Here is a 24,044-nt window from a genome sequence, read left to right as displayed (position 1 = left end):
CTTTATTTTTCTTTCTGTTCCTTTTCTGCATATGCTCTGATATTAGAAGCATTCGCCAGTTTCTTGACCTCCTGGTCCTGCACGATCACCAGAGTCGGAGCCTGCATGACTCCATATTTCTGCGCCAGTTCCATATGCTCCTCCGCATCCACGATCTCATAAGGGATCTGTGCTTCTTTCAAAGAATTTACCGCTATTTTGCAATTCGGACAAGTCTTGGTGGTAAAAAGAAACGTCTTTGTCTCTTTCTCGCCTTCCGTTATATCTGCCGCCTTCTCTCCTGCTTCCTGTATACTTCTTTCGTATTCTGCCGCTGCTTTTGTTTTTATCTTCATGTGGGAATTAGTAATATCATATACCTTACGTTCTTTAAATTCCTGTGTCTTTCCATCATTCCAGTTCTTTACCGGACGATAATATCCTGTAATACGGCTGTACACTTCTGTCTCTTTTCCACAGATCGGGCACTTATACTGTTCTCCCGACAGATACCCGTGATTCTGACAGATCGAATACGTAGGCGACATCGTGTAATACGGCAATTTGTAATTTTGTGCGATCTTTCTGACAAGCGCTGCCGCTGCCTTCCAATCCGGAAGCTTCTCTCCTAAGAATGTATGGAATACCGTACCGGACGTATATAAAGTCTGCAATTCATCCTGAATATCCAAAGCCGCAAATACATCTTCTGTGTAGCCTACCGGAAGATGAGAGCTGTTCGTATAATAAGGAGTTCCATTACACTCCGCTGCCGTGATAATATCCTTAAACTGCGCCACATCATGTTTTGCCAGTCTGTAGGTCGTAGACTCTGCCGGAGTCGCTTCCAGGTTATATAGATCTCCATACATTTCCTGATAATCAGACAGCCGTTCACGCATATGATTGAGCACATTCTTTGTAAATTCCTGTGTCTCTTCATGTGTCATATCCTTACGTATCCATTTTGCGTTTAAGCCTGCCTCGTTCATTCCGATCAGACCGATCGTAGAAAAATGGTTGTCAAAAGAACCCAGATACCGCTTTGTATACGGATATAATCCTTCATCTAAAAGTTTGGATATAACCGTCCGTTTGATGTGCAGAGATCTTGCGGAAATATCCATCATACGATCCAGTCTCTTATAGAATTCTTCCTCATTTTCCGATAAATATGCGATACGCGGCATATTGATCGTTACGACCCCGACTGATCCTGTGCTCTCACCACTGCCAAAGAAACCGCCGGATTTTTTACGCAGCTCACGTAAGTCCAGACGCAGACGACAGCACATACTGCGCACATCGCTTGGTTTCATATCACTGTTGATATAATTAGAAAAATACGGTGTCCCATATTTTGCTGTCATTTCAAACAACAGCCGATTATTCTCTGTATCAGACCAGTCAAAGTCACTTGTGATCGAATACGTAGGGATCGGATACTGAAACCCTCTTCCTTCAGCGTCGCCTTCGATCATTGTCTCGATAAAGGCCTTATTGATCATATCCATCTCCGCTTTACATTCCCCGTATGTAAAGTCCTGGTCTTTTCCGCCGACGATAGCCGGGATATTTTTTAAGTCCTCCGGCACTGTCCAGTCCAGCGTAATATTAGAAAACGGAGCCTGCGTTCCCCAGCGTGACGGGATATTCACACCATAAATAAATGATTCAATACATTTTTTCACTTCCGGATAGGTCAGATGATCTGCCTTCACAAAGGGGGCAAGATACGTATCAAAAGAGGAAAACGCCTGGGCTCCCGCCCACTCATTCTGCATGATTCCTAAGAAATTCACCATCTGGTTGCACAGAACACTCAAGTGCTTTGCCGGCGCAGAAGTAATCCTTCCCGGAATCCCCCCAAGCCCTTCTTGTATCAGCTGCTTTAAAGACCAGCCTGCACAGTATCCTGTCAGCATAGAAAGGTCATGGATATGTATATCTGCATTTTTATGCGCTTTTCCAATCTCCTCATCATAAATCTCGGAAAGCCAGTAATTTGCCGTGATCGCGCCGGAATTACTCAAAATAAGTCCGCCTACGGAATAGGTCACAGTAGAATTTTCTTTTACACGCCAATCCGTGATTTTTACATAACTGTCCACAATTTCTTTATAATCCAAAAGGGTAGAATTTAGGTTTCGGATCTTTTCTCTCTGCTTTCTATACAAAATATAGCCTTTTGCCACATCTGCATAACCCGCTTTGATCAGCACAGATTCCACACTGTCCTGGATATCCTCCACAGACACCAACTCATCTTTGATCTTGGGCTCAAAGTCTGCCGTTACTTTCAGTGCAAGCAAATCTATGATATCCTGGTTATATTGTTTCTCCTGCGCCTCAAAAGCCTTCCGTATCGCTTCGCTGATTTTTACCAGATTAAATTCGGCAATCTTCCCATCCCTTTTTGTTACCTGATACATATTTTTATTCCGTCCCCTTTCTTTTTAATAATATTTACATATTGTATTTCGTCAGACACTGTATCTATTGTATCATCCGTCTAAAATCATGTCAATCAAAAACACCAATATCTAGTTTTTGTTGCCAAAACAATACACTAGATATTGGTGTTTATTCAACCCCTCGCAATTCTGCGTTCGGTACATTTTTTCTGACGATCTCAAGCGCCTGTTCCATAATTTCTTTCGTATATCCCCGCAGTCCCGGAGCGATCAGATCCCCGGAATCTTGAAAGCTTTGCAGATAATATTTTTCCGCTCCTCTTATCCATCTTCCAATCGCCGCAAAATCTTCTCGTTTATGAAATTCTCTTACAACAGTGGTGCGAAATTCATACGGTATGGAACCCGAGAGGAGAAACTCTACACTTTGCAGTATATTTTCCAGATCATATTCCTCGATTCCGATAGTCACTCCATATTTATCAGGCGCATTTTTAATATCCATTGCTACATAATCCAGTAATCCTTCTTCTGCCAGACGCTTAAGCAACAATATGTTGCTTCCGTTTGTATCCAACTTGATCAGATAGCCAAGATCCCGTATCTTTCTTATAAATACTTCTATATCCGGCTGGAGCAGCGGCTCTCCTCCTGTTATACATACCCCGTCCAGAAGTCCCCGCCGCTTTTTTAAAAAGGCAAGTACCTCCTCTTCAGGTATATCATTCTTTCTGTCTACATGTGTCACCAAAGAAGCATTGTGGCAAAACGGACAGCGGAAATTGCAGCCTGCCGTAAAGAGCGTGCAGGCCACCTTTCCGGGATAGTCTAAAAGCGTCAGCTTCTGTAGTCCTTGTATCACCATTATGCTTCCTCCGATTTTTGTCTGAAATACGCCAACATAACAGGCATATATTCCTTTGTGTAAGCATGCAGAGAATAACTTCCCTGATTTAAACACCAATCTGTTATCAACGCCCTCTCACACAAAGAATAATATCTCACGATCTCACTGACCGGCTTGTCCGTGCGTATCTCTCCCCGCTTTTGCCCTTCCTCCGCAATCTCTGTGATAAGCTGATAGTATACTCTGTTTTTATCCAGAAGATGACGGTTGCCTTTAAACGTAAGCTGCGTAGAATACAGAGAAGTCAAAAGATCAAGCGGGATCTTTTTCTCAATCATCTCATGTGCTTTTTCATTTAGATATAACAGCTTATCAAAACTGTTCATAGACGGTTCCATCCTGGCAGCCAATTCCTCATAGAAATCATCTAAGACATTGGACAATGTGCCAAGCAGTTCATCTTTTGTACTGAAATAGTAATAAAAAGACCCTTTGGAAGTTCCCGACAGTGCGATGATATCGTCCACTGTCGTCTGATCATACCCTTTCTCATAGAACAACTGCCATGCCGCAGATACGATCCTAGTCTTTACGCTTTTCTTTTTCTCATCCTTATCCATGTTACATCTTCCTTGAAACTTCCGCGCATGTCTTCATCGCTTCTATCACAGCACTTCTGAAGCCCTTTTCTTCCAATACCCTCACGGCCTCTATCGTAGTACCTGCCGGCGAGCAGACCATATCTTTCAATTCTCCCGGGTGTTTTCCCGTCTCCAACACCATCTTTGCACTGCCATACACTGCCTGCGCCGCGAATTTATACGCCTGTGGTCTTGGCATTCCATCCGCAACAGCTGCATCTGCCATTGCCTCGATCAGCATAAATACATAGGCAGGAGAACTTCCGCTCGTAGAAACGACCGCATCCATGAGTCTTTCTGGAATGATCTCTACCTTTCCAAAAGCCTCTAATATCTTCTGCACATACGCTTTTTCTTCCTCTGTCACAAATTCATTCGGGCAGGCAGCCGTCATTCCTTCGCCCACCATGGCGGGCGTATTTGGCATTGTACGGACGATCTTTACCTCTTTTCCAAATTGTTCCCGCAGCCAGTCCAGTGTCTTTCCCGGCGCGATCGTGATCACGATCTGCTCTTTTGTGATAACATCTTTTATTTCCGCTATCGTCTCTGCATAAAACTGCGGTTTTACAGAGAGAAGCAGTACTTCTGCTTTTGAGGCTACCTCCCGGTTATCTCCCGTCACGCAGATGCCATACATATCCTGCACACGTTTTCTTCCTTGTTCGCTTATATCTGAGCCCAATATCTCTTCTGGTTTAAAAATCCCTTTTTTGATAATGCCTCCCATAATAGCGCCTGCCATATTTCCTGTTCCGATAAATCCCAGTTTCATCTGATTTTTGCCTCCTTCAGCCTTTATTTTACACAGAACCCCCGTTCTTCCTCCAACGGAAGTTCTGTAGTATCCATCCATTCGATCGAAATAAAATGTCCGTTATTTAAACCTTTTAATAATTTATGTATCAAAGCTTCCCGGCCCTGGATCTCCATTGTCACAGTGCCGTCCCATTCATTTTTCACCCAGCCGGTCAGCTCCAAAGACTGGGCAAGATATTTCGCAGTATAGCGAAAGCCCACTCCCTGTACTCTGCCGTGGAATACAATATGCTGTCTTACTTCCGACATGGTCCCACCGTCCTTTTCTTATCATTCTATTACGGATTGCAAAAAAAGTCACTACCCTGCCGGAAGTTCTTCTATCATTTAGTGAAAGCTCTGTTCCGTCCGCTCAATAATCTCATCCTGCAAAGCCTTGCTTAGATTCCGGAAATGATCGCTGTATCCTGCAACTCTGACGATTAAATCTTTATAGTCGTCCGGATGCTTCTGTGCCTCTATCAGCGTCTCCTTATCGATCACATTAAACTGGATATGATGTCCGTCCATATTGAAATAGGTACGGATCAGGTTTGCCATCTGATCAAGGCCTTCCTCGCCCGCCACCACACTCGGTGTAAACTTCTGGTTCAAAAGCGTGCCTCCCGTCTGGAGATGATCCATCTTAGAGCACGATTTTACGACTGCCGTCGGTCCGTTTATGTCCGCTCCTTTTTCCGGGGAAATCCCTTCTGAAACAGGCTTATGTGCCAGGCGGCCATTGGCGCTCGCCATCATAACTTCCCCAAAATATACATGACAGGTAGTCGGCAGCATATTGATACGATATGTCCCTCCCAGCATATTCGGTCTGCCGGTCACCTGTTCCCGGTAGTACGCAAATACCGCCTTCATGATGTCGTCGGCATAATCGTCGTCATTGCCGTACTTCGGCGTTTTATTCCTTACCAGGTTTAAGATCCTCTCATGTCCTTCAAAATTATCTTCCAACGCTTCTAACAGCTCTGCCATTGTAAATTTCTTTTCATCAAATACATTATATTTGACTGCTGCCAGACAGTCCGTGATGGTTCCGATCCCCACGCCCTGTATATATTTTGTATTATATCTGGCGCCTCCGCTGTTGTAATCTTTTCCTTTGCTGATACAGTCATTGGTGATCACAGATAAAAATGGGACCGGCATATGCTCTGCATAGATCTTTTCGATCACATTGCTTCCCTTGATCTTAATATCCAGGAAATAGGCGATCTGCTTTTTATATGCCTCAAATACTTCCTCATATGTCGTGAATTCTGTTACATCGCCTGTTTTTGGCCCTAACTGTTTTCCTGCCACTTTATCATATCCGTTATGCAGCGTTAGTTCAAATATCTTAGGCAGATTAAAATAGCCTGTCAGGATATATGCTTCATTTCCGAAAGCACCCGTCTCCACACATCCGCTTGTTCCGCCTCGCCTTGCGTCTTCCAGGGTTTTTCCGGCGTTAAGCAGTTCCTGTATGATCGCCTCGGTATTATAAAATGCAGGCTGTCCCCAGCCTTTTCTAGAAATTTCGCAGGCGCGTTTTAAGAATTTCTGCGGCGTCTTTTTACTGATCTGCACATTTGAACTTGGCTGCAGCAGTTTCATTTCATCCATGCAGTCTAAGATCAGGTAACTGACGTCGTTGACGCCATTTTCCCCATCCGGCGTGATTCCGCCTGTATTCATGTTGGCAAAATCTGTATACGTTCCGCTCTCTTTCAGCGTGATGCCCACTTTCGGAGGAGCCGGCTGATTGTTGAATTTTACCCACAGGCACTCTAATAACTCTAGGGCACGTTTCTCGTCTAAGATCCCCGCCTCTATGTCTCTTTGATAAAATGGATTTAAGTGCTGGTCAAAGCGTCCCGGGCTGTACGCATCCCATGGATTTAATTCGCTTGTCACGCTTAAGTGTACAAACCAATACATCTGGATCGCCTGCCAGTATGTCTGCGGTCTGTGCGCCGGAACGACATCACAGTTGGCAGCGATCTGAAGCAGTTCTTCCTTTCTTGTCTCATCCTTTTCTGTCTGCGCCAATTCCCTTGCATATGCCGCATACCGTTCTCCCAGAATCATGATGGCGTCACATGCGATCTTCATTCCTTCCAGTTCATTTTTTTTATCATATGCCTCTTTATCATTTAAAAAGTCCAGTCTGGCGATCGCTTCCTCGATCTCGTTTTTATAATCCAGAAAGCCCTTCTCATAGATTTTCACAGAACCTACCGTATGTCCCGGTCCCCGCTGTTCCATGAATTCTGTAAAAATACCGCTTTCATATGCCGCCTTCCATTCCGGTGTCATCTGACGCAGTATTTTATGACGAATGGATCGTTTCTCCCAGTAAGGGATCATCACTTCTTCCTGCACTTGATAATCTTCTTCTCTTACTTTAAAACTGATCAGCTCTCGGTCATTCATCACACGCATATCATCTACGGTATGACAGCACAATTCGGGAAAAGTAGGCGCAGCCTGGGGAGAATCCCCTTTCTCTCCCACGATCAGCTCTCCCTCTCCGATATAGAGTGTCTTTGTCGCAAAATACTCTTTGAGCACCTGTGCCCGAAGCTCCGGCACCGATATTTCTCCTTCATATTTCTGATACGTCCTCGTCTCACTTTTCGCCCGTTCCAGATCGATATGCGCTTCCGTATCCAGGCTGACTTTTCTCAACTTTTTGATTCTTTCATTCATTCCTCTTTCTTCCATCTTACCCTTCTCCTTTTATCCACCTATTTTTACTTTATATCCTGCTTCCTGAAATAGATCTGCAAATGTCTGCATTTCTTCCCCCGACGGGGCACAAAGTGCGTCTCCCTCATACGCTCTGCCCAGCCTTGCATATTTTGCGCTTCCCGTATTGTGATACGCAAGCAGATTGACCTGCAAGACCCGGATCTGCTTTTCCTTTAGATAGGAAAGAATCGCCCGCATACTCTTTTCGTCCGCATTGACTCCTTTGATCGTCGGTATACGGATGTAGATATCCGCGCCCGCATGATTGAGATATTCCAGATTTTCCAGTATCTGTTCATTTCCAAACCCCATGTACTTCTTATGTATAGCTGTATCCATGGTCTTTATGTCATAAAGAAATAGATCCGCAAAGGGCAGGAGTCTTTCAAAATTTGCACGAGGCGCATAGCCGCACGTATCTATCGCCACATGGATCCCGGCGGCTTTCAGCTTCTTTGCCACTGCCACTACAAAATCCATATCCGCAAGCATCACCTCGCCGCCGGACAGTGTCACCCCGCCGCCGGACTCTTCATAAAACATTTCGTCCTTTTTCAGCTCTTTTACAAGGCCGTCCACTGTATATTCTTTTCCTGCGATCTCCCGCAGATTCAGATTACAAACTTCCGTACATCTTCCACACGCTGTACAGATCCCTCTGTCCGTCCACGCCTTTCCTTCCTGTATACGCACAGCATACGCAGGACAGACTGCTGCGCATGCGCCGCAGCCGACACAAGGTTCCGTATGGCAGAGCAGCTCCCGTCCGGCATTTTGCGTCTCCGGATTGTGACACCATTGACAGCGTAGAGCACAGCCTTTAAAAAATACAGTCGTACGGATCCCATCCCCATCATGAATGGAATACTTCTGTATATCTGTGATCAAGCTCATCTCTTTTTCCTTTCTCATCCGTTTAATTTTTTATTTTAGACTATTGTTTGTACTTTAGTCTAATAATAGCATACAACTGCGTAAGTTACAAGGAAAAAGAACCGGTGCCGCAGAAAAATCTCCGCTGCATCGGTTCTGTCTTATATTTCTTTTAACACCATGTCGCCTCTCTTTTTGAATACATAGAATATATCAATATATATTCCTACTATCTGCCCGCAGTACTTTTTCACGATCATTCCGTCATAGTCATGCGCAAGCTGATTTCTCACCTTTAGCATTTCCATCCAGACATCTGCGTCGATCAGTTCTGCCGCAAAGGCTTCTTTTAGTACTTCTCTGGGAGAACCGGCTATAAAACCTGTCATTGCATAATATTGTATCAGGATATCCTTCATCACTTTCCACGCCAGATCAAATGTAATACTATATTTTGCACTTGTTCCGCTTAATACAAATGAATCTGACATATTTCTTTCCTTCGCCTCCGCCAGAGAATCCAAAGACTTCTGAAAAGATTCGTATATCTTAAAAAATTTTGCGTCCATATTTTTCTATATCCTCCAATAGCAGGGAATTTTTACATTCATCTAAATTTACAAGATCGATTTTATAAAGGGTAGGAATGTCTGCAATTTCTTCTTCCAGCACGGCAAACTTTTCTGCTCCCAAAACCGCTATGTCTATATCGCTTCGCTCCCTCTCTGTTCCTTTGGCGCGAGATCCGAACAGGAACACTTCTGCGGCATTATGCTGCCGGCAGATCCTTACGATCTGTCGGATGCTCTCATCAACTGTCATATTACTGTTCTTCCTTTCTCCCCATTTTCATATTTTCATTTTATCAAAAATATTACAAAATATCTATGCAAAATAACTCTATGATTGTGTATTTTTCGCCCCTATGCTATACTGTATTCATACTTTTGTTCTGATTACAAAGGAATTTCCTAAGTAAGAAGGCACATATAGGAAAAGCTGACAGGGGATTTCCCTGTTTTTGTCATACCTGTGCTTTCTGGGCACAGGTATTTTTTTCTCTGATTCCATCTGTGAGAGGAGGTTTTGCCATGGATACCAGGATTGCTTTGATCGGTATCGTCGTCAATTCCAATGAAGCCATAGACGACCTAAATCATCTGTTGAGTCAATACTCTGCCTACATTATCGGCAGAATGGGAATTCCTTACCGGGAAAAGGGAATTTCTATCATCAGTATCACGCTTGACGCCCCCAACGACGTCATCAGCGCCCTGTCCGGAAAGCTGGGCATGCTTCCCGGGATCAGTACAAAGACGATCTATGCAAAAGCAAAATAACAAACAGCAGGAGTCACTATGGACAATATGAACATTTTGATCGACAAGCTTGCCCGCACCCATACGCTCTCCAAAGACGAATGGGTACATCTTATCCGGGGCAGGACGAAAGAAAGCAGCGAATATCTGTTTTCGCTGGCGCGAAAATTCCGTGAAAAATATTACGGACACGACATCTATATACGCGGACTGATCGAGTTTACCAATTATTGTAAAAACGACTGTCTCTACTGCGGCATTCGCAGAAGTAATCAAAACGCCCGACGCTACCGGCTCAAAAAGGAGGAGATCCTCTCCTGCTGCCGCACAGGTTATGCGCTTGGTTTTCGTACTTTTGTGCTCCAGGGCGGAGAGGACGGCTATTATACCGACGAAGTCATGGAAGATATTGTGAGCACGATCCACAGCGCCTATCCCGATTGTGCCATTACTCTATCCATTGGAGAGCGCTCTTACGAGAGCTATCAGCGTTTATTTGACGCCGGCGCCTCCCGCTATCTGCTGCGTCACGAGACATTCGACGCTTCCCACTATGCCAGGCTGCACCCTGCCGCTTTAAGCGCCGCAGAACGCCAGAAGTGCCTGTGGGATCTAAAGGAGATCGGCTACCAGGTGGGAACAGGTTTTATGGTGGGCTCGCCGTTCCAGACACCCGAAAATCTGGCTGATGACATGCTCTTTTTAAAAAGACTGAATCCGCATATGGTAGGGATAGGCCCTTTCATTCCACACCGGGACACCCCTTTTGCCAGTGAACAGGCCGGTACACTTTCTTTAACACTCTTTATGCTCGCTCTCATCCGGGTCATGCTTCCAAAAGTCCTGCTGCCTGCTACAACGGCACTTGGCACGATCGCGCCAGACGGGCGAGAACAGGGGATCCTGGCCGGAGCAAACGTCGTGATGCCCAATCTGTCCCCCCAGGATGTACGCAAAGATTATCTGCTCTACGATAATAAGATCTGTACCGGGGATGAAGCGGCAGAATGCAGACAATGCCTGGAACGCCGCATGAACAGCATCGGTTGCCGCACCGTCGTCGCCCGCGGAGATTCTTTAAATATTTAAAACCATTGCTTAATAAAAATGAAGGAGGATGCAACTATGTATGATGTACATTCAAAACATGCCGAAGACTTTATCAATCACGAGGAAATCTTAGAAACACTTGCCTATGCCGACGAAAACAAACATAATGCCGCTTTGATCGACACTCTGATCGAAAAGGCAAAGAAACGAAAAGGACTCTCCCACAGAGAGGCTTCTGTACTGCTTGCCTGTGACTTAGAAGAAAAAAATGAAGAAATCTTTCGTCTGGCAGAACAGATCAAGAAAGATTTCTATGGAAACCGGATCGTTATGTTCGCTCCGCTCTATCTGTCTAATTACTGTATCAACGGCTGTACCTACTGTCCTTATCACGCGAAAAATAAACATATCGCCAGAAAGCAGCTAACGCAGGAAGAGATACGCCGAGAAGTTATCGCGCTGCAGGATATGGGACATAAACGCCTTGCCCTGGAAGCCGGAGAAGACCCGGTGCGCAATACAATGGACTATTATCTGGACTCCATCAATACCATCTACAGCATTAAGCACAAAAACGGAGCGATCCGGCGGGTCAATATCAATATTGCCGCAACGACTGTGGACAACTATCGTTTATTAAAAGAAGCAGGCATCGGAACGTACATCTTATTCCAGGAAACCTACCACAAAGAAAGCTATCTGAAACTGCATCCAACAGGTCCAAAGCATGATTATGCGTATCACACCGAGGCAATGGACCGCGCTATGGAAGGCGGTATCGACGATGTCGGAGTCGGCGTTTTATTCGGTCTGGATAAGTATCGCTACGAATTCGCCGGACTTCTGATGCATGCAGAACATTTAGAGGCTGCTTTCGGCGTGGGACCGCATACGATCAGCGTGCCCCGTCTGCGTGACGCAGATGATATCGACTCCTCCGCATTTAAAAACGGCATCGACGACGATACTTTTGCCAAATTAGTTGCCTGTATCCGTATCGCCGTTCCTTATACAGGCATGATCATCTCCACAAGAGAGAGCCAGAAAACAAGAGAACGGGTGCTGCACTTGGGTATTTCTCAGATCAGCGGCGGTTCCCGCACCAGCGTAGGCGGCTACTGTGAGCCGGAACCAGATACAGAAAAATCAGAACAGTTTGACGTGATCGATACAAGAACACTCGATGAAGTCGTCTGTTGGCTGATGGAGATGGGCTATATCCCCAGCTTCTGTACTGCGTGCTACCGTGAAGGAAGAACCGGAGATCGTTTCATGTCCCTGTGTAAGAGCAGACAGATCCAGAACTGCTGCCACCCGAACGCACTGATGACGCTGAAAGAATATCTCATGGACTACGCTTCTCCTAAGACAAAAGCCATCGGCGACGCACTCATTGAAAAGGAAGTCTTCAATGTCCCCAATGAGAAAGCGCGCTCTGTAGTACTGGAAAATCTGCGGCTGATCGAACAGGACAATCGCCGGGATTTTCGTTTCTGATGCAAAAAGCCTTTCAGACAGGTATACGCAACACAAACATATACTGCAAAAAAGGAGGATCCTATGAGCAACTTAAATGCCACACCGTCTGCTAACCGCCTTCATATCGGTATCTTCGGCAGGAGAAACGCCGGAAAATCCAGTATCATCAATGCGCTCACCGGACAAGATCTGGCCATCGTATCCGATGTGCAGGGAACCACGACAGATCCCGTCTTAAAAGCCATGGAGCTTCTGCCCCTGGGCCCCGTCGTCCTGATTGATACTCCGGGGCTGGATGATGAAGGAACATTGGGGGCGCTCCGTGTCAAAAAAGCCTTCCAGATGTTAAATAAAACAGATATTGCCGTTCTCGTAGTGGACGCCAGCGGGGGACTGACGGAAAAAGACCGGGAGATCCTACGCAAAATACAGGAAAAAGAAATCCCCTATGTCATTGCCTACAATAAATGCGATATGACGCCCCTCTCCTCTGCGGCAGAAGAAAATGTCATACACGTCAGCGCCGCAACCGGAAAGAACATACACCAGTTAAAAGAACTGATCGCCCGCTGTGCCGTGACAGAAAATATCGATAAAAAAATCGTAGGCGATCTGCTCTCTCCCGGCGATTTTGTCATTCTTGTAGTACCTATTGACTCCGCAGCGCCAAAAGGACGTCTGATCCTGCCGCAGCAGCAGACGATCCGAGATATTTTAGATTCCGGCGCTATTGCCGTTACCGTCAGGGACACAGAGCTGGAAGATACCCTACGGCGCCTGGGCAGACAGCCTGCTCTTGTCATTACCGACAGTCAGGTATTTGAACAAGCTGCCGCCGTCACGCCGCCCGGTATCCCCCTTACTTCTTTCTCTATCCTGTTTGCCAGATATAAAGGGGATCTGAAAATTTTGACGGAAGGCGCCGCTATGCTGGATCAATTAAAAGAAAACGACACTGTCCTCATCTCTGAAGGGTGCACGCACCACCGGCAATGTAATGATATAGGCACTGTCAAACTGCCAAACTGGATCCAAAAGCATACAGGAAAACAGCTCCGCTTCGCCTTTACAAGCGGAACACAATTTCCGGATGATCTGTCCCCTTATCAGCTCGTCATCCACTGCGGGGGCTGCATGCTTAATGACCGGGAGATGAAATACCGCCTTCGCTGCGCAAAGGACCAGGGTATTCCGATCACCAATTACGGCACCGCCATCGCACACATGAAGGGGATCTTAAAACGCAGTACAAGTATATTCTCTATATAGAATTTTTTACACATGAAAGAATATCTTTTTTAAAAACGTATCTTTTCAATAGAAACAGGACTGTCCGCTTTAAAAAGCCGGCAGTCCTGTTTCTATCATTCCATATATGAAAAGATACACGCCTGATACAAAGAGTATACCGGACACCGCGATCAGGGAGATCACGATACCTGGTTTCCGTCTGGGAAACAGTGTATCCCGGTATCCTTCCGTCTGGCTGTGCAGCAGATAGTTGCCGATATACAGGCATGCCGGAGCCGCCGCAGACAGCATCACAGATAATCCTATACTTGTCAGCGGGATCTGCTGCATTTCAGAAAAAGCCCCTGTCCGCACCATATATTTGTATATATCTCCCATGGCCGCAAGCACGATCACGGAAGACATATTATTGATAAAATGGTACAGGCAGCTGTAAAACAGATTTCCTGTCTCCAGAAAAATAAACCCTAACGCAGCGCCGCCCAGCGCAGTCGGAACAAATTTCGCCGGACTGCCGTGAAACAGTCCGAATATAACGCTGCTGATCAAAATGATCAGCCATTTCTTTTTCAAAGGCAACAAACTGTTGACAAATATCCCTCGAAACAAGACTTCCTCACAGATCGCCGGAGATACCGCCAGGATCACTGTCAGCAGAAGCACAGGGATATCCGCATAGCCAAGCGCTGTCTCGATCCCTGTCTCAAAATACGCCTCTGGAAAAAACAACTGTAAGAGCATCGTCGTAACAGAGATCAAAAGCATCATCCCCATCCATAGTATCCCGACGCCCGCCATTGTCGTAAAACACGGTTTCCTGAACGGAAATACCTCTTTAAAATCCCCTTTCCATATCCAGACAGCCGCCACAGACAAAAGTAAAAATCCTGCCTCTCCTAAAATACTCCCTATTCTTCCAAACTGCCCTACGATCTTAGGCGCGATCAAAAACAGATACACGGCTGCGATGGCGATCACAAGAAAGCCCTGCCAGGGACGCAGCGTTCTATATTCCTTTTTCTTTCTCTCTCCCAATCATATTCCCTCTTTTCCTTTTTCTTTATCTTTTTTCTTTATCCTTCTTCCTGATTATACCACAACTGTCTTTGCAGTGTCTAAACGTTCTTGCCGGCTTTATATATCTATAGTTTGACCGTTTTTGTCGCTGTCGCCTCACGAAAAGCAAGATCGTGTTCTACCAAAAGCATGGTAGGGGAAAAACTTTCTATCAACTGTTCGATCTGCCTGCGGGAGTAGACGTCGATGAAATTAAGCGGTTCATCCCACACATATAGATGCGCCTTCTCGCAAAGACTTTTTGCCAGCAGGACTTTTTTCTTCTGCCCTTCTGAAAAATCTTTCATATCTTTTTCAAACTGTACCCGCTCAAAATCCATCTTTCGAAGGATTGCCTTAAACAGGCTCTCATCCAGACCGTTCTCTTCCGCAAATGCCGCCAAAATGCCCGCCAAGTGCGACGTATCCTGGGGCACATAAGAAATCACAAGCCCGGATCCTATCGTCAACATGCCTGTATGTTCGATCGGATGACCGGTCAGCAGTTTCAGCAGGCTGCTCTTTCCGCTTCCATTCTTCCCATCAAGGAAAATACGTTCCCCCACCCGTACCTGGAACGATACAGGCCGGCAGATCTGCCGTCCGTCATACAGCACTGCCACATCTGAAAATGCGGCAAGCAGATCCGTATGATACTTTGCCGGATAAAGCTTTAATCTATCTATGGTTTCCGCATTTTTCAGCAATGCCGCTTTTTGCTCCATACTCTGCTGCTGACGTTTTTCGATTGTTTTGGACCGTTTCATCATTTTTGCGGCTTTATGTCCGACATATCCTTTATCTGCCGCGCCGATCTTAGAGGCCTCAACCCGTTCAGACCATACCGCAGAACGCTTCGCCGCTTTCTGCAGCCGGCGTATGTCTTTTTTTAAACGCTCATTCTGTGAAGTCTCCGCCTTCTGCTGCCGTTCAAAATTTTCCATCCAGGATGAAAAATTCCCGCTTTGTACTTCTATGTCTGCCCTGTTTAATGACAAAATATGATCCACGCACCCGTCTAAAAACTGCCGGTCATGGGATACTAAAATGAACCCTTTTTTCTTTCTAAGATAGGCGGATACTTTTTTACGGGCATCCGAATCTAAATGGTTTGTTGGTTCGTCTATAAGCAGAAAATGTCCTTCATTTAGAAAAAGAGCTGCCAGCAAAACTTTCGTCTGCTCTCCATTGGAAAGTGTTTCAAAGGGCCGCCATAACACCTCCGCGTCGACAGCCAGATAAGAAAATTCCCGCAGTATTTCCCATGTATCTGCCAATGGACATACTTCCTGCAATACAGCCTCTGTCTGCCTTGCTTTGTCCACAACTGGATATGGGAAATAATCAAATTTTACACTGCTTACTATTTTTCCTCTATATTCATATCTGCCAAGCAAAAGCTGCAAAAAGGTCGTTTTGCCTTTTCCGTTTCTTCCCACAAAGCCAAGCTTCCAGTCTGTATCGATTTGAAAACTGACATCCTCAAATATCACATCACTATTTGACGGATAAGAAAAAGTCAGATTTTCCACTTTTATCATAGACATACGATCCTCTCCTCCTTCTATGTTTTATTCAGAAAAAGTTCCACATCGCAGCATTCTCCGCCTGCGGCAGGCTGCTTCAGCAACACGATACCTTTCCGCCGCAGTGCGATCCCTGCGATCTTTTCTTCTTTCATAATTAAGTAATCTCCTATGAAATACAAAAAGAGCCGCAAGAAAGTAACTCTTACAGCTCATTATACGCAAAACAATTCTTCAATAAATGAAGGAAACTATGCCATGAGAGAGCGATTGATCACTTTCTTGCAACAGACACAATAATCCTGCAAAAGCAGCCTTATTGTATATTCCGATCTTATCTGCAAGAAAAGTTAATCATCCTTTCACCTCTTTCATTGATTCTGAAGAAACTATACCACGACCTGTATAAAAAGGCAAGTATCTTTATGAAACTCTGTTCTCACCACCAGATGATGTGTCAGATTCTTCCGTATCTGTGATCTCTATATTTTTCGGGAATATGATCTCCGCCTTAAAAAGATCCGCCTCTGTCTCGATCTTCAGCTCTCCGTGCTGCAGCTGTGTGAAGCTCTTTGCGATCGCAAGCCCTAGTCCGGAGCCTTCTGTATTTCGTGAAGAATCTCCCCTTACAAATCTGTCTGTAATCTCTTCTACATTGAAATTCAGTTCTGTCGCGGAAACATTTTTCATAAAAATACGCACCTGTGAATCACTTTCTTCCATTTCAATGTATGCTCTCGTATGGGGCATTGCGTATTTCGTGATGTTGACGATCAGATTTTCAAATACCCGGTAGGTTTTCTGACTGTCCAGGTTCAGTATCACTTTATGCTCCGGAAGCTTCCAACGAAATTCCAGATTTGCCTCTTTGATCTTATTATCGTTTTCCAGACCTACCTGTTTCAACAGATCTACAATGTCTACTTTCATATAATGCATGATCACATTTTTACTCGCCGCCTTGCTGATTTCAAACAGATCTTCGATCAGGACTTTCAGACGAAGAGATTTTCTTTCTAATACATCAATATATTCCTTTCTTTTGGCTTCATCCCGCTCTGTTTTCAGCAAATCTGTATATGTGATGATCGCTGTCAACGGAGTCTTTAGGTCATGTGAAACATTGGTGATCAGTTCTGTTTTCATCCTTTCGCTTTTTACTTCCTTCTCCACCGCCTTCTTAAAACCCTTCTGGATCTTTTTGAGTTCTTCCTGGATCGGGGCAAATATCCCCAGATCTCCCTCCAACGGCGTGTCCAGATCTCCATTTGCAAGTTGGTTTGTAGACTGTAACAATACTTTATATTTGTCCTGCAGATCGTGGAAATATTTCTTCAGGAAGAAAAACAGTAAAACCGAATAGATACACAGCGCAAACAAACCGAAAAACCACATACTGCATATGATCGCCAAGACGATAAAATTAATCCCGATGATCTTGAAGATCGTACGGTTTGTCTTATCCTGAAAATTCAAATGCAGCAGTGAATCGTACTGCTTTGCCGCAAATGTACGGATACGTTTCCAAATATTTTTGATCCCGCTTCCGATTTTCTTTCCTATGCTTCCACCGCCGTCTTTGAGCCAGCCTATCACCTTCGCCGTCAGCGTCCGTTTTATAAAATATTCTCTCTTCATCGTAAAAACCGCCCTTAGACAAGTAAATACCCAATATACCGCCAGGTAAATCAAAAACCACATGAGGAAGTTAATACATATGGCAAACTGGTCGTTTAACAGACTGTTCTGCCCCTGAACGATCTGCGGCAGTTCCTGGTTGATCGTTGCCAGTACGACCGATGCCGCCGGATAAAGACTTATATACAAAAACCACAGTACGCACAGTACTACTTCCAAAGGAGCCGTAAATATCGCCGCATTTCCTATATCAAATTTGTGTCGGAAAGGCAAAAGCAGTGCCGCCGCTGCCGCAAATGCCGCAAACAACATGGCAAATGTCAGCATCCTGCTGTAGGCGATCACATTGTATGCCGACGGAAATCTCGTCGTGCTGACCGAATCCGCATAGGCATTCAGATTTTCTTCTGTCATACCATAGATAACGGTCACCCCTTGCGGCGTAGATATATCGCTCCAATAGGATATTTCTGTATTTTCCATTTCCTTTAGGTAACTTTTCTGGGCATAGTACTGTGTTTCCTCGTCTATCTTTGTTCCGGTCACACTGATATCAGACAAGTCCCCATCTTCCTGGAAGGTAAATTCCGCACGGAACGCGTACCCTGTATCTTCTTCCTGCAAATTTTCCGATACATCTGCTGACAAATTCTCAAGCAGCGACTCTCCCGCCCGGTCGAACAACCCGCAGTCCATATATTTACGTAGTAATAGAAAGTTGCTATCCATATAATCAGAAAGAATATCTGCCTTGTCGGTTTCCTGGGAATATTCATTATAGAGAAAATAATTTCCTTCACACAGATCATCCGCCATGCCATAATATACGTCGTTCCAGGCATTTTGCTGGATAGAGACTGACTCCATATCCTCCCCTATCATCCTATATGTGGACAGCATGCCTGCGGCACACAGACAGACCACGATAAATAAGATCAGGATACCCTGCCTAGATTTGTTTTTCGATTTTGTATCCAACACCCCACACCACCTTCAAATATTTTGGATTTTTCGGATCCATTTCTATTTTTTCCCGGATATTGCGCACATGCACCATGATCGTATCCGTGTTGATTGCTTTCTCCTGCCATACTCTCTCATAGATTTCTTCAGCCGAAAACACTCTGCCCGGATTCTTCGCCAGTAAAAGCAAGATCTTATATTCGATCGGCGTCAGCTTGACCGGATTTCCATCCACCGCAGCCTCTACTGTATCCTCATTGATCTCCAAGCCGCCTATAACGTGCACGTTCTCTTTAGGAGCCAGTTTCTCCATAAATTTTCTGTAACGCCTCAGCTGGGAATTAACCCGCGCCATCAGCTCCATCGGTGTAAATGGTTTTGTCACATAATCGTCTGCGCCCAGATTCAGTCCTGTGATCTTGTCGACTTCCTCTGACTTCGCCGAGAGCATGATGACCGGGAAATCATATTTCTCCCTAAGCTTCATCGTCATGTGTATTCCATCCATCCGCGGCATCATAATATCCACGATCGCCAGATGGATTTCTTCTTTTTCTAAGATTTCCAGTCCTTCGACTCCATCCGACGCCTGAAACACTTCATATCCCTGGCTTTTTAAATATATCTGGATTCCTTCCCGTATTTCTTTGTCATCCTCTACGATCAATATATGATTTGTTTCCATCTTTTCCTCCTCAAACTGTTGTCTTACTATCGCCGTTATCACTTGACCGGCGCAGGCACACATTCTTCCTGTATGCCGTGCGCCTCTGCTATTATACCACAGTTTTGGAAATCCGCCTCTGTGGGAAGCACAGGAATTTCTTTCTTTTTTACGATTCCATAGTCCTGTACCTGTACTCGTACAGTCGTGAAAGGAAGAGGAATGACGTATTTATCCCATCTTTTGTGCAGACGGATACATAAGGAATAAGATACCGTGATTCCTACAAATTCTTCCTGCGCCTGTTCCGACAGATAAAATGCCAGCTTTTTCGGCTCATGCCTTGGACCGAGCGGTCCATCCAGAGCGATCGCCAGCGAATGTGTCTTTTCATAAGATGCCTGTAAGATCTTCTTCAGTTCACGAAATGCTTTGAACCCATCCGGCACTCGTAATGCGCTCCCTCCGCATCTTTCTACCATATGCTCGATATAGTTCCCCCTTGTATCAGCTGTTACGATCACATCCACCGGACTGGTCTTATGTGCCAGCTCTTCCAATACCAAATTCATAAAAAAACTGTCTTCATGCCAGAATCCAAAGATCTGGCTCTCTCCGTACTGTGTATTTTCCTGCCATTGAATCTTCACAGTCTTCTCCAAAATTCTCAGATAACCGGTAAATATATGACGCAGTATCCACTGCCCCGTCTGTCTTACTCTCATATCCTGCTTCTCCTTTCCCCATATGCCCAGCCTTCTTCTAATTTCTCTTTGGCCCGTATCTCCTCTTGTTTGCGTAAAATGCACTGCATATACAGATTTTCTTCACGCAGGGCGATCCGTTCTGCCCGATAATTCTCTGCCATAAGGATGGCCCCTCTTTTTAACGCCGTGTGTATGTCAGGCTTTAGAGCCAGCGCTGCTTTCTCCGCCCACTTCTCTGTATTTTCTGCTGTCCGGTAGCCATTCTGCCCGTCCAGGATACTATCGTCGACCCCGACTGCCCGCACTGCGACTACAGGTACTCCCGCCGCAAGTGCTTCTGCCAGCACAATCCCCTGCGTCTCTGATCTAGACGCAAACAAAAATAGATCCGATGCTCCCAGATAGTCTTTGATCTCTTCATTCGGGATATTTCCTGTAAAGAGCACTTCTTCCTGCAATCCGAGTTTTTCCACTTTCTTTTGCATTACCTGTTTCTGGCTTCCGTCTCCTATAAACAACACCCGAAAACTGCCGCCAAGTTTCTTTTTTATCTCTACAACTCCTTCCAACAGAAAATCCGTATTTTTCTCTTTCTCCAAACGTGACACGGTACACAGTAAATATTTCCTTTTTCCTGCATATTTTTCACGTATCTTACGCGCACGCTCTTTGTCCTGCCTAAAAAAGTCTTCATGCAGTCCCGTAGGAAGTACTGCCGTCGGTGTCCATGTACCATTCGACTGCATCTGCTCTTTCATCCCTTCGGAAGGAGCAAACACCATGTCGCATTGATTCGTAAACCAGCGCATATATCCTGGGACGAGACGTTCTTTCAGATAAGAAACAAATCTCTTTTTTGCCCATCCGCTATTTTCTTTTAGCTGAAAGAAAGGGATATAATGCAGATAATCCTCATATCTCGTATGCCATGTATACACAACGGGAATGCGGTATTTCTTTCCCAGATACAAGGCACATGGACCTACAAACATCGGATGATGTACATGGATCATATCAAAATGCTCCCGGCTGAATACGTCTGTGATCTCACGGATGAAGACTCTTGGATATACCATTCCGTTTTCCATCGTACGCTTCATCGTTCTAAACCGGACAACCCGCTCTGGTATTGCGTTGTCATCTGTATAGCCTTCATATTCCGGTGCAAACACGGTCACTTCATGTCCCCGCTTTATCAGTTCCTGCGCCTGCCTTTCTACAGATACCGGAACGCCTCCTACAAAGGGTCTGTAATTATTCGTAAGCATTGCGATTTTCATGTCCTTTTCCCCCTCTATGATAAAACTTGGATTGCCGCCTCGCCAAAGAAGTAGCCAGCTCCGACGAATACCAGATTCCAGATAAAAATGCCAAGCAGAGAACTCACCGTATATTTCATGAACTCCATCTGGACCATCCCTGCCGGAATCGAGATGATCGTCCTCACCATGGGCAGCAACTTGCTTACAAACACGCCTTTTCCACCCTTTTCTCTAAGCATCTCCATCTTCTCTTCGATCACTGCTCTATGCTTCGGGAACTTTTTAAAATACCATCCCATCACCTTTGGTCCCCCCAGTCTTCCAAGGAAATACAAAAGCCAGCTCCCTGTCAGCCCTGCCAGTACAGTCAATACCATCACGAGTGGAAAACTGATGTCCCCTTTTGCCGCCCATATCCCGGCAAGAGGCATGATCACCCCTGCCGGAAAACCCGGCAGGTTCAGATATTCCAGCAAAACGATCAGGTAAATAAAAAAGGCTCCATATTCAAGAAAATAATTTGTCAGTGTCTGGATATTCATAAGATAAGCCTCCTTTAACTGTTTACAGGATACTCTGTAATTCTAAAGGAGGCCGCTATAAGATTTTAAAGAATTTCTTAAGAATAAAGAAAGAGACTGCTTTATCAGGCAGCCGAAAACGTCTAAACTAAAATCGCTTCCAACATCTTTATGACATCAAACAACGTATCAAAACGGTACAAAAGAAGTTTCTCTGTCTCTTTGGATGGCTCTACCATATCCGGGATCATGATCACGTGCATGCCTGCAGCGTGCGCAGACTGCACTCCCGACGGTGCATCTTCAAGCGCAATGGTATGTTCCGGATCGGTACCAATCTCACGGCATGCCTTCTCATAAATCTCCGGCGCCGGTTTACTCTTGGACACCATATCTCCACAGACGATACCATCAAAATACGCAAACAAACCCAGACGAGTCAGATTTTCCTGGGCGTGCTGTCTGCGGGAAGATGTGGCAAGTCCGGTCTTAAGTCCATGTTCTTTGGCAAAGAGGAGTAATTCTCTTGCTCCCGGCTTAATGTCTAATCCTTCCTTGTCCACGATCTCATGGAACTTTTCCCTTGTTATGACCGTAAATTTCTCCATTGGAAAGTCCTTCGATACATGCTCCTGAAAGTATTTTGTCCGCCCCGCCAGATTCATCCCGATCGTATGGTAGATATGAGAGCCAAAATCGGGATAGCCTAATATCTCGCCCGCATACGCCCACGATCTCTGTACGATCTTCTCGGAATCCACAAGAAGTCCATCCATATCAAAAACCAGCCCCTCGATCGGCGCTGGTCTTTTCCACATCACTCTTTCTCCTTCTGAGGTCTGAACTGGATCTCCCCTGTCTGTGCGTCCATCCCCTCTACGATTGCCAGAGATTCTAACTGAAAGCCTAGGTTTCTGATGATCCTTCCGCCGGACTGGAAGCCCTTCTCAATCGCGATCCCGATTCCTTCCACGGTCGCTCCGGCAGCCTGTACGATCTGTATCAATCCCTGCAGAGCACATCCATTCGCAAGGAAATCATCGATGATCAATACATGATCCTCCGGCCCTAAAAATTTCTGCGCAACGATCACATGGTTTTTACATTTATGTGTGAAAGATTCCACTTCTGCCACATACATCTCTCCATCCAGATTAATGCTCTGTGACTTCTTGGCAAATACCACCGGCGCATGGAAATACTGTGCTGTGATACAGGCGATCCCTATACCCGAAGCCTCGATCGTGAGGATCTTATTGATCGTCTTCCCCTCAAAACGGCGCTTGAATTCTTCTCCCATCTGTTCCAGCAGCTCAATATCCATCTGATGGTTCAGGAAACTATCTACCTTTAGTACATTTCCTTCTTTGACTACTCCGTCTTTTACGATTCGTTCTTCTAAAAAATTCATCCTTTATTCCCCTCCTGATCCGTCTCAAATATTTTAAATACCCACTTTAAAATATACGCATTTAACCATGCTACTATAGAAACTCCGATCCCCATCCAGATCGGAACCGATACAAGAAGCGTTCTGACTGTAAGCAAAGACAGCAGTACCGGCCCTGCTGTGATCACCATCATCAAGATCGTATATGGCAGTTTGGCAATGGACAGGATAACGGCGTTCTTAAACGTCGCTTTTATGCTGTTTTCATACCGTGCTGTCAATGGAAATGCATAGAGGAAAACAGCAAACAGCCAGAAACTAAAAAATCCAAATATGACCTGGAACACTAGTCTCATCGTACCTTCCAACATCTTCGCCACATTTAGATCCACCGAAAGAATCGTGCCAAGGACCAGAAACAAGAGCCACATGATCGTGCTTTGTTTAAAGTTCTCTTTAAACGCCTTGAAAAAGCTCCTTGCTATGTACCCTTCTTCATTTCTTACGATCTTGTGCATTACAGAATACAATGCCGCCGTGGAAGCGCCGATCGTCACGATCGGGACAGAACAGACCAGCCATAGGACATTCAGGATCACAAAATCACAGATACGGGAAAGCGCTCTTGTAACCACATTATCCATCATATTAAATTTCATAACTACGTATCACCTTTCTTTGTTCCATACGCGTATAGTATAGCATATCTTTATATATGAATAAAGAGTCTGCTTTTCGCAGACTCACAGGATATTTTATTTCCGGGTATGAAAAAAGCGGGTGATGGGAATCGAACCCACGTATCCAGCTTGGAAGGCTGGTGTTCTACCATTGAACTACACCCGCGTCATCTCTGACACAAGTGGTATATTATCATATATCAGATCAAATTGCAAGTATTTTTTTCAAAAACCG

23 protein-coding genes and 1 tRNA gene are annotated in these 24,044 nt (G+C 45.1%); 4 read left to right on the top strand and 20 right to left on the bottom strand.

What is annotated here, in order from left to right; genetic code table 11:
• Positions 1-2 precede the first annotated feature (2 nt).
• From WKT01_RS06355 to WKT01_RS06315, 9 genes are all read right to left on the bottom strand, one after another.
• On the bottom strand, positions 3-2,411 hold the full coding sequence (locus tag WKT01_RS06355; RefSeq protein WP_340311642.1) for a ribonucleoside triphosphate reductase: 2,409 nt from the start codon (positions 2,409-2,411) through the stop codon (positions 3-5).
• Positions 2,412-2,562: 151 nt separating this feature from the next.
• Positions 2,563-3,258: an anaerobic ribonucleoside-triphosphate reductase activating protein gene (locus tag WKT01_RS06350; RefSeq protein ID WP_059066637.1), complete on the bottom strand. Its 696-nt coding sequence runs from the start codon at positions 3,256-3,258 to the stop codon at positions 2,563-2,565.
• Complete coding sequence (locus tag WKT01_RS06345; RefSeq protein WP_270394889.1) at positions 3,258-3,860, bottom strand: TetR/AcrR family transcriptional regulator; 603 nt, start codon at positions 3,858-3,860, stop codon at positions 3,258-3,260. The genes WKT01_RS06350 and WKT01_RS06345 overlap by 1 nt, the downstream gene beginning before the upstream one ends.
• 1 nt (position 3,861) lies before the next feature.
• The gene (proC, locus tag WKT01_RS06340; RefSeq protein WP_340311641.1) at positions 3,862-4,656 is read right to left on the bottom strand and encodes a pyrroline-5-carboxylate reductase; all 795 of its coding nucleotides are present in this window, start codon (positions 4,654-4,656) and stop codon (positions 3,862-3,864) included.
• Between the two features lie 23 nt (positions 4,657-4,679).
• Positions 4,680-4,949, bottom strand: coding sequence for an acylphosphatase (locus WKT01_RS06335; protein WP_270394887.1), 270 nt, complete (start codon positions 4,947-4,949; stop codon positions 4,680-4,682).
• Positions 4,950-5,027: 78 nt separating this feature from the next.
• The gene (gene hypD / locus WKT01_RS06330; protein WP_340311640.1) at positions 5,028-7,403 is read right to left on the bottom strand and encodes a trans-4-hydroxy-L-proline dehydratase; all 2,376 of its coding nucleotides are present in this window, start codon (positions 7,401-7,403) and stop codon (positions 5,028-5,030) included.
• A 15-nt stretch (positions 7,404-7,418) separates the two neighbouring features.
• On the bottom strand, positions 7,419-8,324 hold the full coding sequence (locus tag WKT01_RS06325; protein ID WP_340311639.1) for a trans-4-hydroxy-L-proline dehydratase activase: 906 nt from the start codon (positions 8,322-8,324) through the stop codon (positions 7,419-7,421).
• A gap of 140 nt (positions 8,325-8,464) precedes the next feature.
• Positions 8,465-8,872, bottom strand: a complete 408-nt coding sequence (locus tag WKT01_RS06320) for an HI0074 family nucleotidyltransferase substrate-binding subunit (protein WP_340311638.1) — start codon at positions 8,870-8,872, stop codon at positions 8,465-8,467.
• A complete protein-coding gene (locus WKT01_RS06315) occupies positions 8,853-9,125 on the bottom strand; it encodes a nucleotidyltransferase domain-containing protein (RefSeq protein ID WP_340311637.1) in 273 nt (90 codons plus the stop codon). The genes WKT01_RS06320 and WKT01_RS06315 overlap by 20 nt, the downstream gene beginning before the upstream one ends.
• A gap of 269 nt (positions 9,126-9,394) precedes the next feature.
• Between WKT01_RS06315 and WKT01_RS06310 the strand changes: the two genes are divergently transcribed.
• The 4 genes from WKT01_RS06310 (at position 9,395) to hydF (ending at position 13,420) form a co-directional block, all read left to right on the top strand.
• Positions 9,395-9,643, top strand: coding sequence for a TM1266 family iron-only hydrogenase system putative regulator (locus WKT01_RS06310; RefSeq protein WP_340311636.1), 249 nt, complete (start codon positions 9,395-9,397; stop codon positions 9,641-9,643).
• 27 nt (positions 9,644-9,670) lie between these two features.
• The gene (gene hydE, locus WKT01_RS06305; RefSeq protein WP_340311726.1) at positions 9,671-10,711 is read left to right on the top strand and encodes a [FeFe] hydrogenase H-cluster radical SAM maturase HydE; all 1,041 of its coding nucleotides are present in this window, start codon (positions 9,671-9,673) and stop codon (positions 10,709-10,711) included.
• A gap of 36 nt (positions 10,712-10,747) precedes the next feature.
• Positions 10,748-12,169, top strand: coding sequence for a [FeFe] hydrogenase H-cluster radical SAM maturase HydG (hydG, locus tag WKT01_RS06300; RefSeq protein ID WP_117975599.1), 1,422 nt, complete (start codon positions 10,748-10,750; stop codon positions 12,167-12,169).
• A 63-nt stretch (positions 12,170-12,232) separates the two neighbouring features.
• Complete coding sequence (hydF, locus tag WKT01_RS06295; RefSeq protein WP_340311635.1) at positions 12,233-13,420, top strand: [FeFe] hydrogenase H-cluster maturation GTPase HydF; 1,188 nt, start codon at positions 12,233-12,235, stop codon at positions 13,418-13,420.
• Between the two features lie 69 nt (positions 13,421-13,489).
• Here hydF and WKT01_RS06290 read toward each other — a convergent pair whose 3' ends face one another.
• From WKT01_RS06290 to WKT01_RS06240, 11 genes are all read right to left on the bottom strand, one after another.
• Positions 13,490-14,437 carry a type II CAAX endopeptidase family protein gene (locus tag WKT01_RS06290; protein ID WP_117975601.1) on the bottom strand — a complete coding sequence of 316 codons (948 nt, stop codon included), beginning with the start codon at positions 14,435-14,437 and terminating at the stop codon, positions 13,490-13,492.
• Positions 14,438-14,544: 107 nt separating this feature from the next.
• Entirely contained in the window at positions 14,545-16,005 is a 1,461-nt protein-coding gene (gene abc-f / locus WKT01_RS06285) for a ribosomal protection-like ABC-F family protein (RefSeq protein WP_117975602.1), read from the bottom strand.
• A gap of 402 nt (positions 16,006-16,407) precedes the next feature.
• Positions 16,408-18,600, bottom strand: a complete 2,193-nt coding sequence (locus tag WKT01_RS06280; protein WP_416389128.1) for a sensor histidine kinase — start codon at positions 18,598-18,600, stop codon at positions 16,408-16,410.
• Positions 18,572-19,270 (bottom strand): response regulator transcription factor, encoded by a 699-nt coding sequence (locus tag WKT01_RS06275; RefSeq protein WP_059066625.1) that lies wholly within the window; start codon positions 19,268-19,270, stop codon positions 18,572-18,574. Before WKT01_RS06275 ends, WKT01_RS06280 begins: the two co-directional genes overlap by 29 nt.
• 38 nt (positions 19,271-19,308) lie before the next feature.
• A complete protein-coding gene (locus tag WKT01_RS06270; RefSeq protein ID WP_082667442.1) occupies positions 19,309-19,974 on the bottom strand; it encodes a hypothetical protein in 666 nt (221 codons plus the stop codon).
• On the bottom strand, positions 19,971-21,236 hold the full coding sequence (locus WKT01_RS06265; protein ID WP_270395856.1) for a glycosyltransferase: 1,266 nt from the start codon (positions 21,234-21,236) through the stop codon (positions 19,971-19,973). Before WKT01_RS06265 ends, WKT01_RS06270 begins: the two co-directional genes overlap by 4 nt.
• Before the next feature lie 14 nt (positions 21,237-21,250).
• Positions 21,251-21,760, bottom strand: coding sequence for a DedA family protein (locus WKT01_RS06260; RefSeq protein ID WP_059066623.1), 510 nt, complete (start codon positions 21,758-21,760; stop codon positions 21,251-21,253).
• 122 nt (positions 21,761-21,882) lie between these two features.
• Positions 21,883-22,557 carry an HAD family hydrolase gene (locus WKT01_RS06255; protein WP_340311634.1) on the bottom strand — a complete coding sequence of 225 codons (675 nt, stop codon included), beginning with the start codon at positions 22,555-22,557 and terminating at the stop codon, positions 21,883-21,885.
• Positions 22,557-23,150, bottom strand: a complete 594-nt coding sequence (locus WKT01_RS06250; RefSeq protein ID WP_117975607.1) for a xanthine phosphoribosyltransferase — start codon at positions 23,148-23,150, stop codon at positions 22,557-22,559. Before WKT01_RS06250 ends, WKT01_RS06255 begins: the two co-directional genes overlap by 1 nt.
• A complete protein-coding gene (locus WKT01_RS06245; protein WP_340311633.1) occupies positions 23,147-23,788 on the bottom strand; it encodes a YesL family protein in 642 nt (213 codons plus the stop codon). Before WKT01_RS06245 ends, WKT01_RS06250 begins: the two co-directional genes overlap by 4 nt.
• Positions 23,789-23,904: 116 nt before the next feature.
• Positions 23,905-23,975 (bottom strand) — tRNA-Gly (locus WKT01_RS06240).
• Between the last annotated feature and the right edge of the window lie 69 nt (positions 23,976-24,044).

The sequence above is a fragment of the Mediterraneibacter sp. ICN-202921 genome (genome assembly GCF_037890075.1).
In the GTDB taxonomy this organism is placed as follows: domain Bacteria; phylum Bacillota; class Clostridia; order Lachnospirales; family Lachnospiraceae; genus Mediterraneibacter; species Mediterraneibacter massiliensis.
This window is presented reverse-complemented; position numbering and strand designations above follow the sequence as displayed.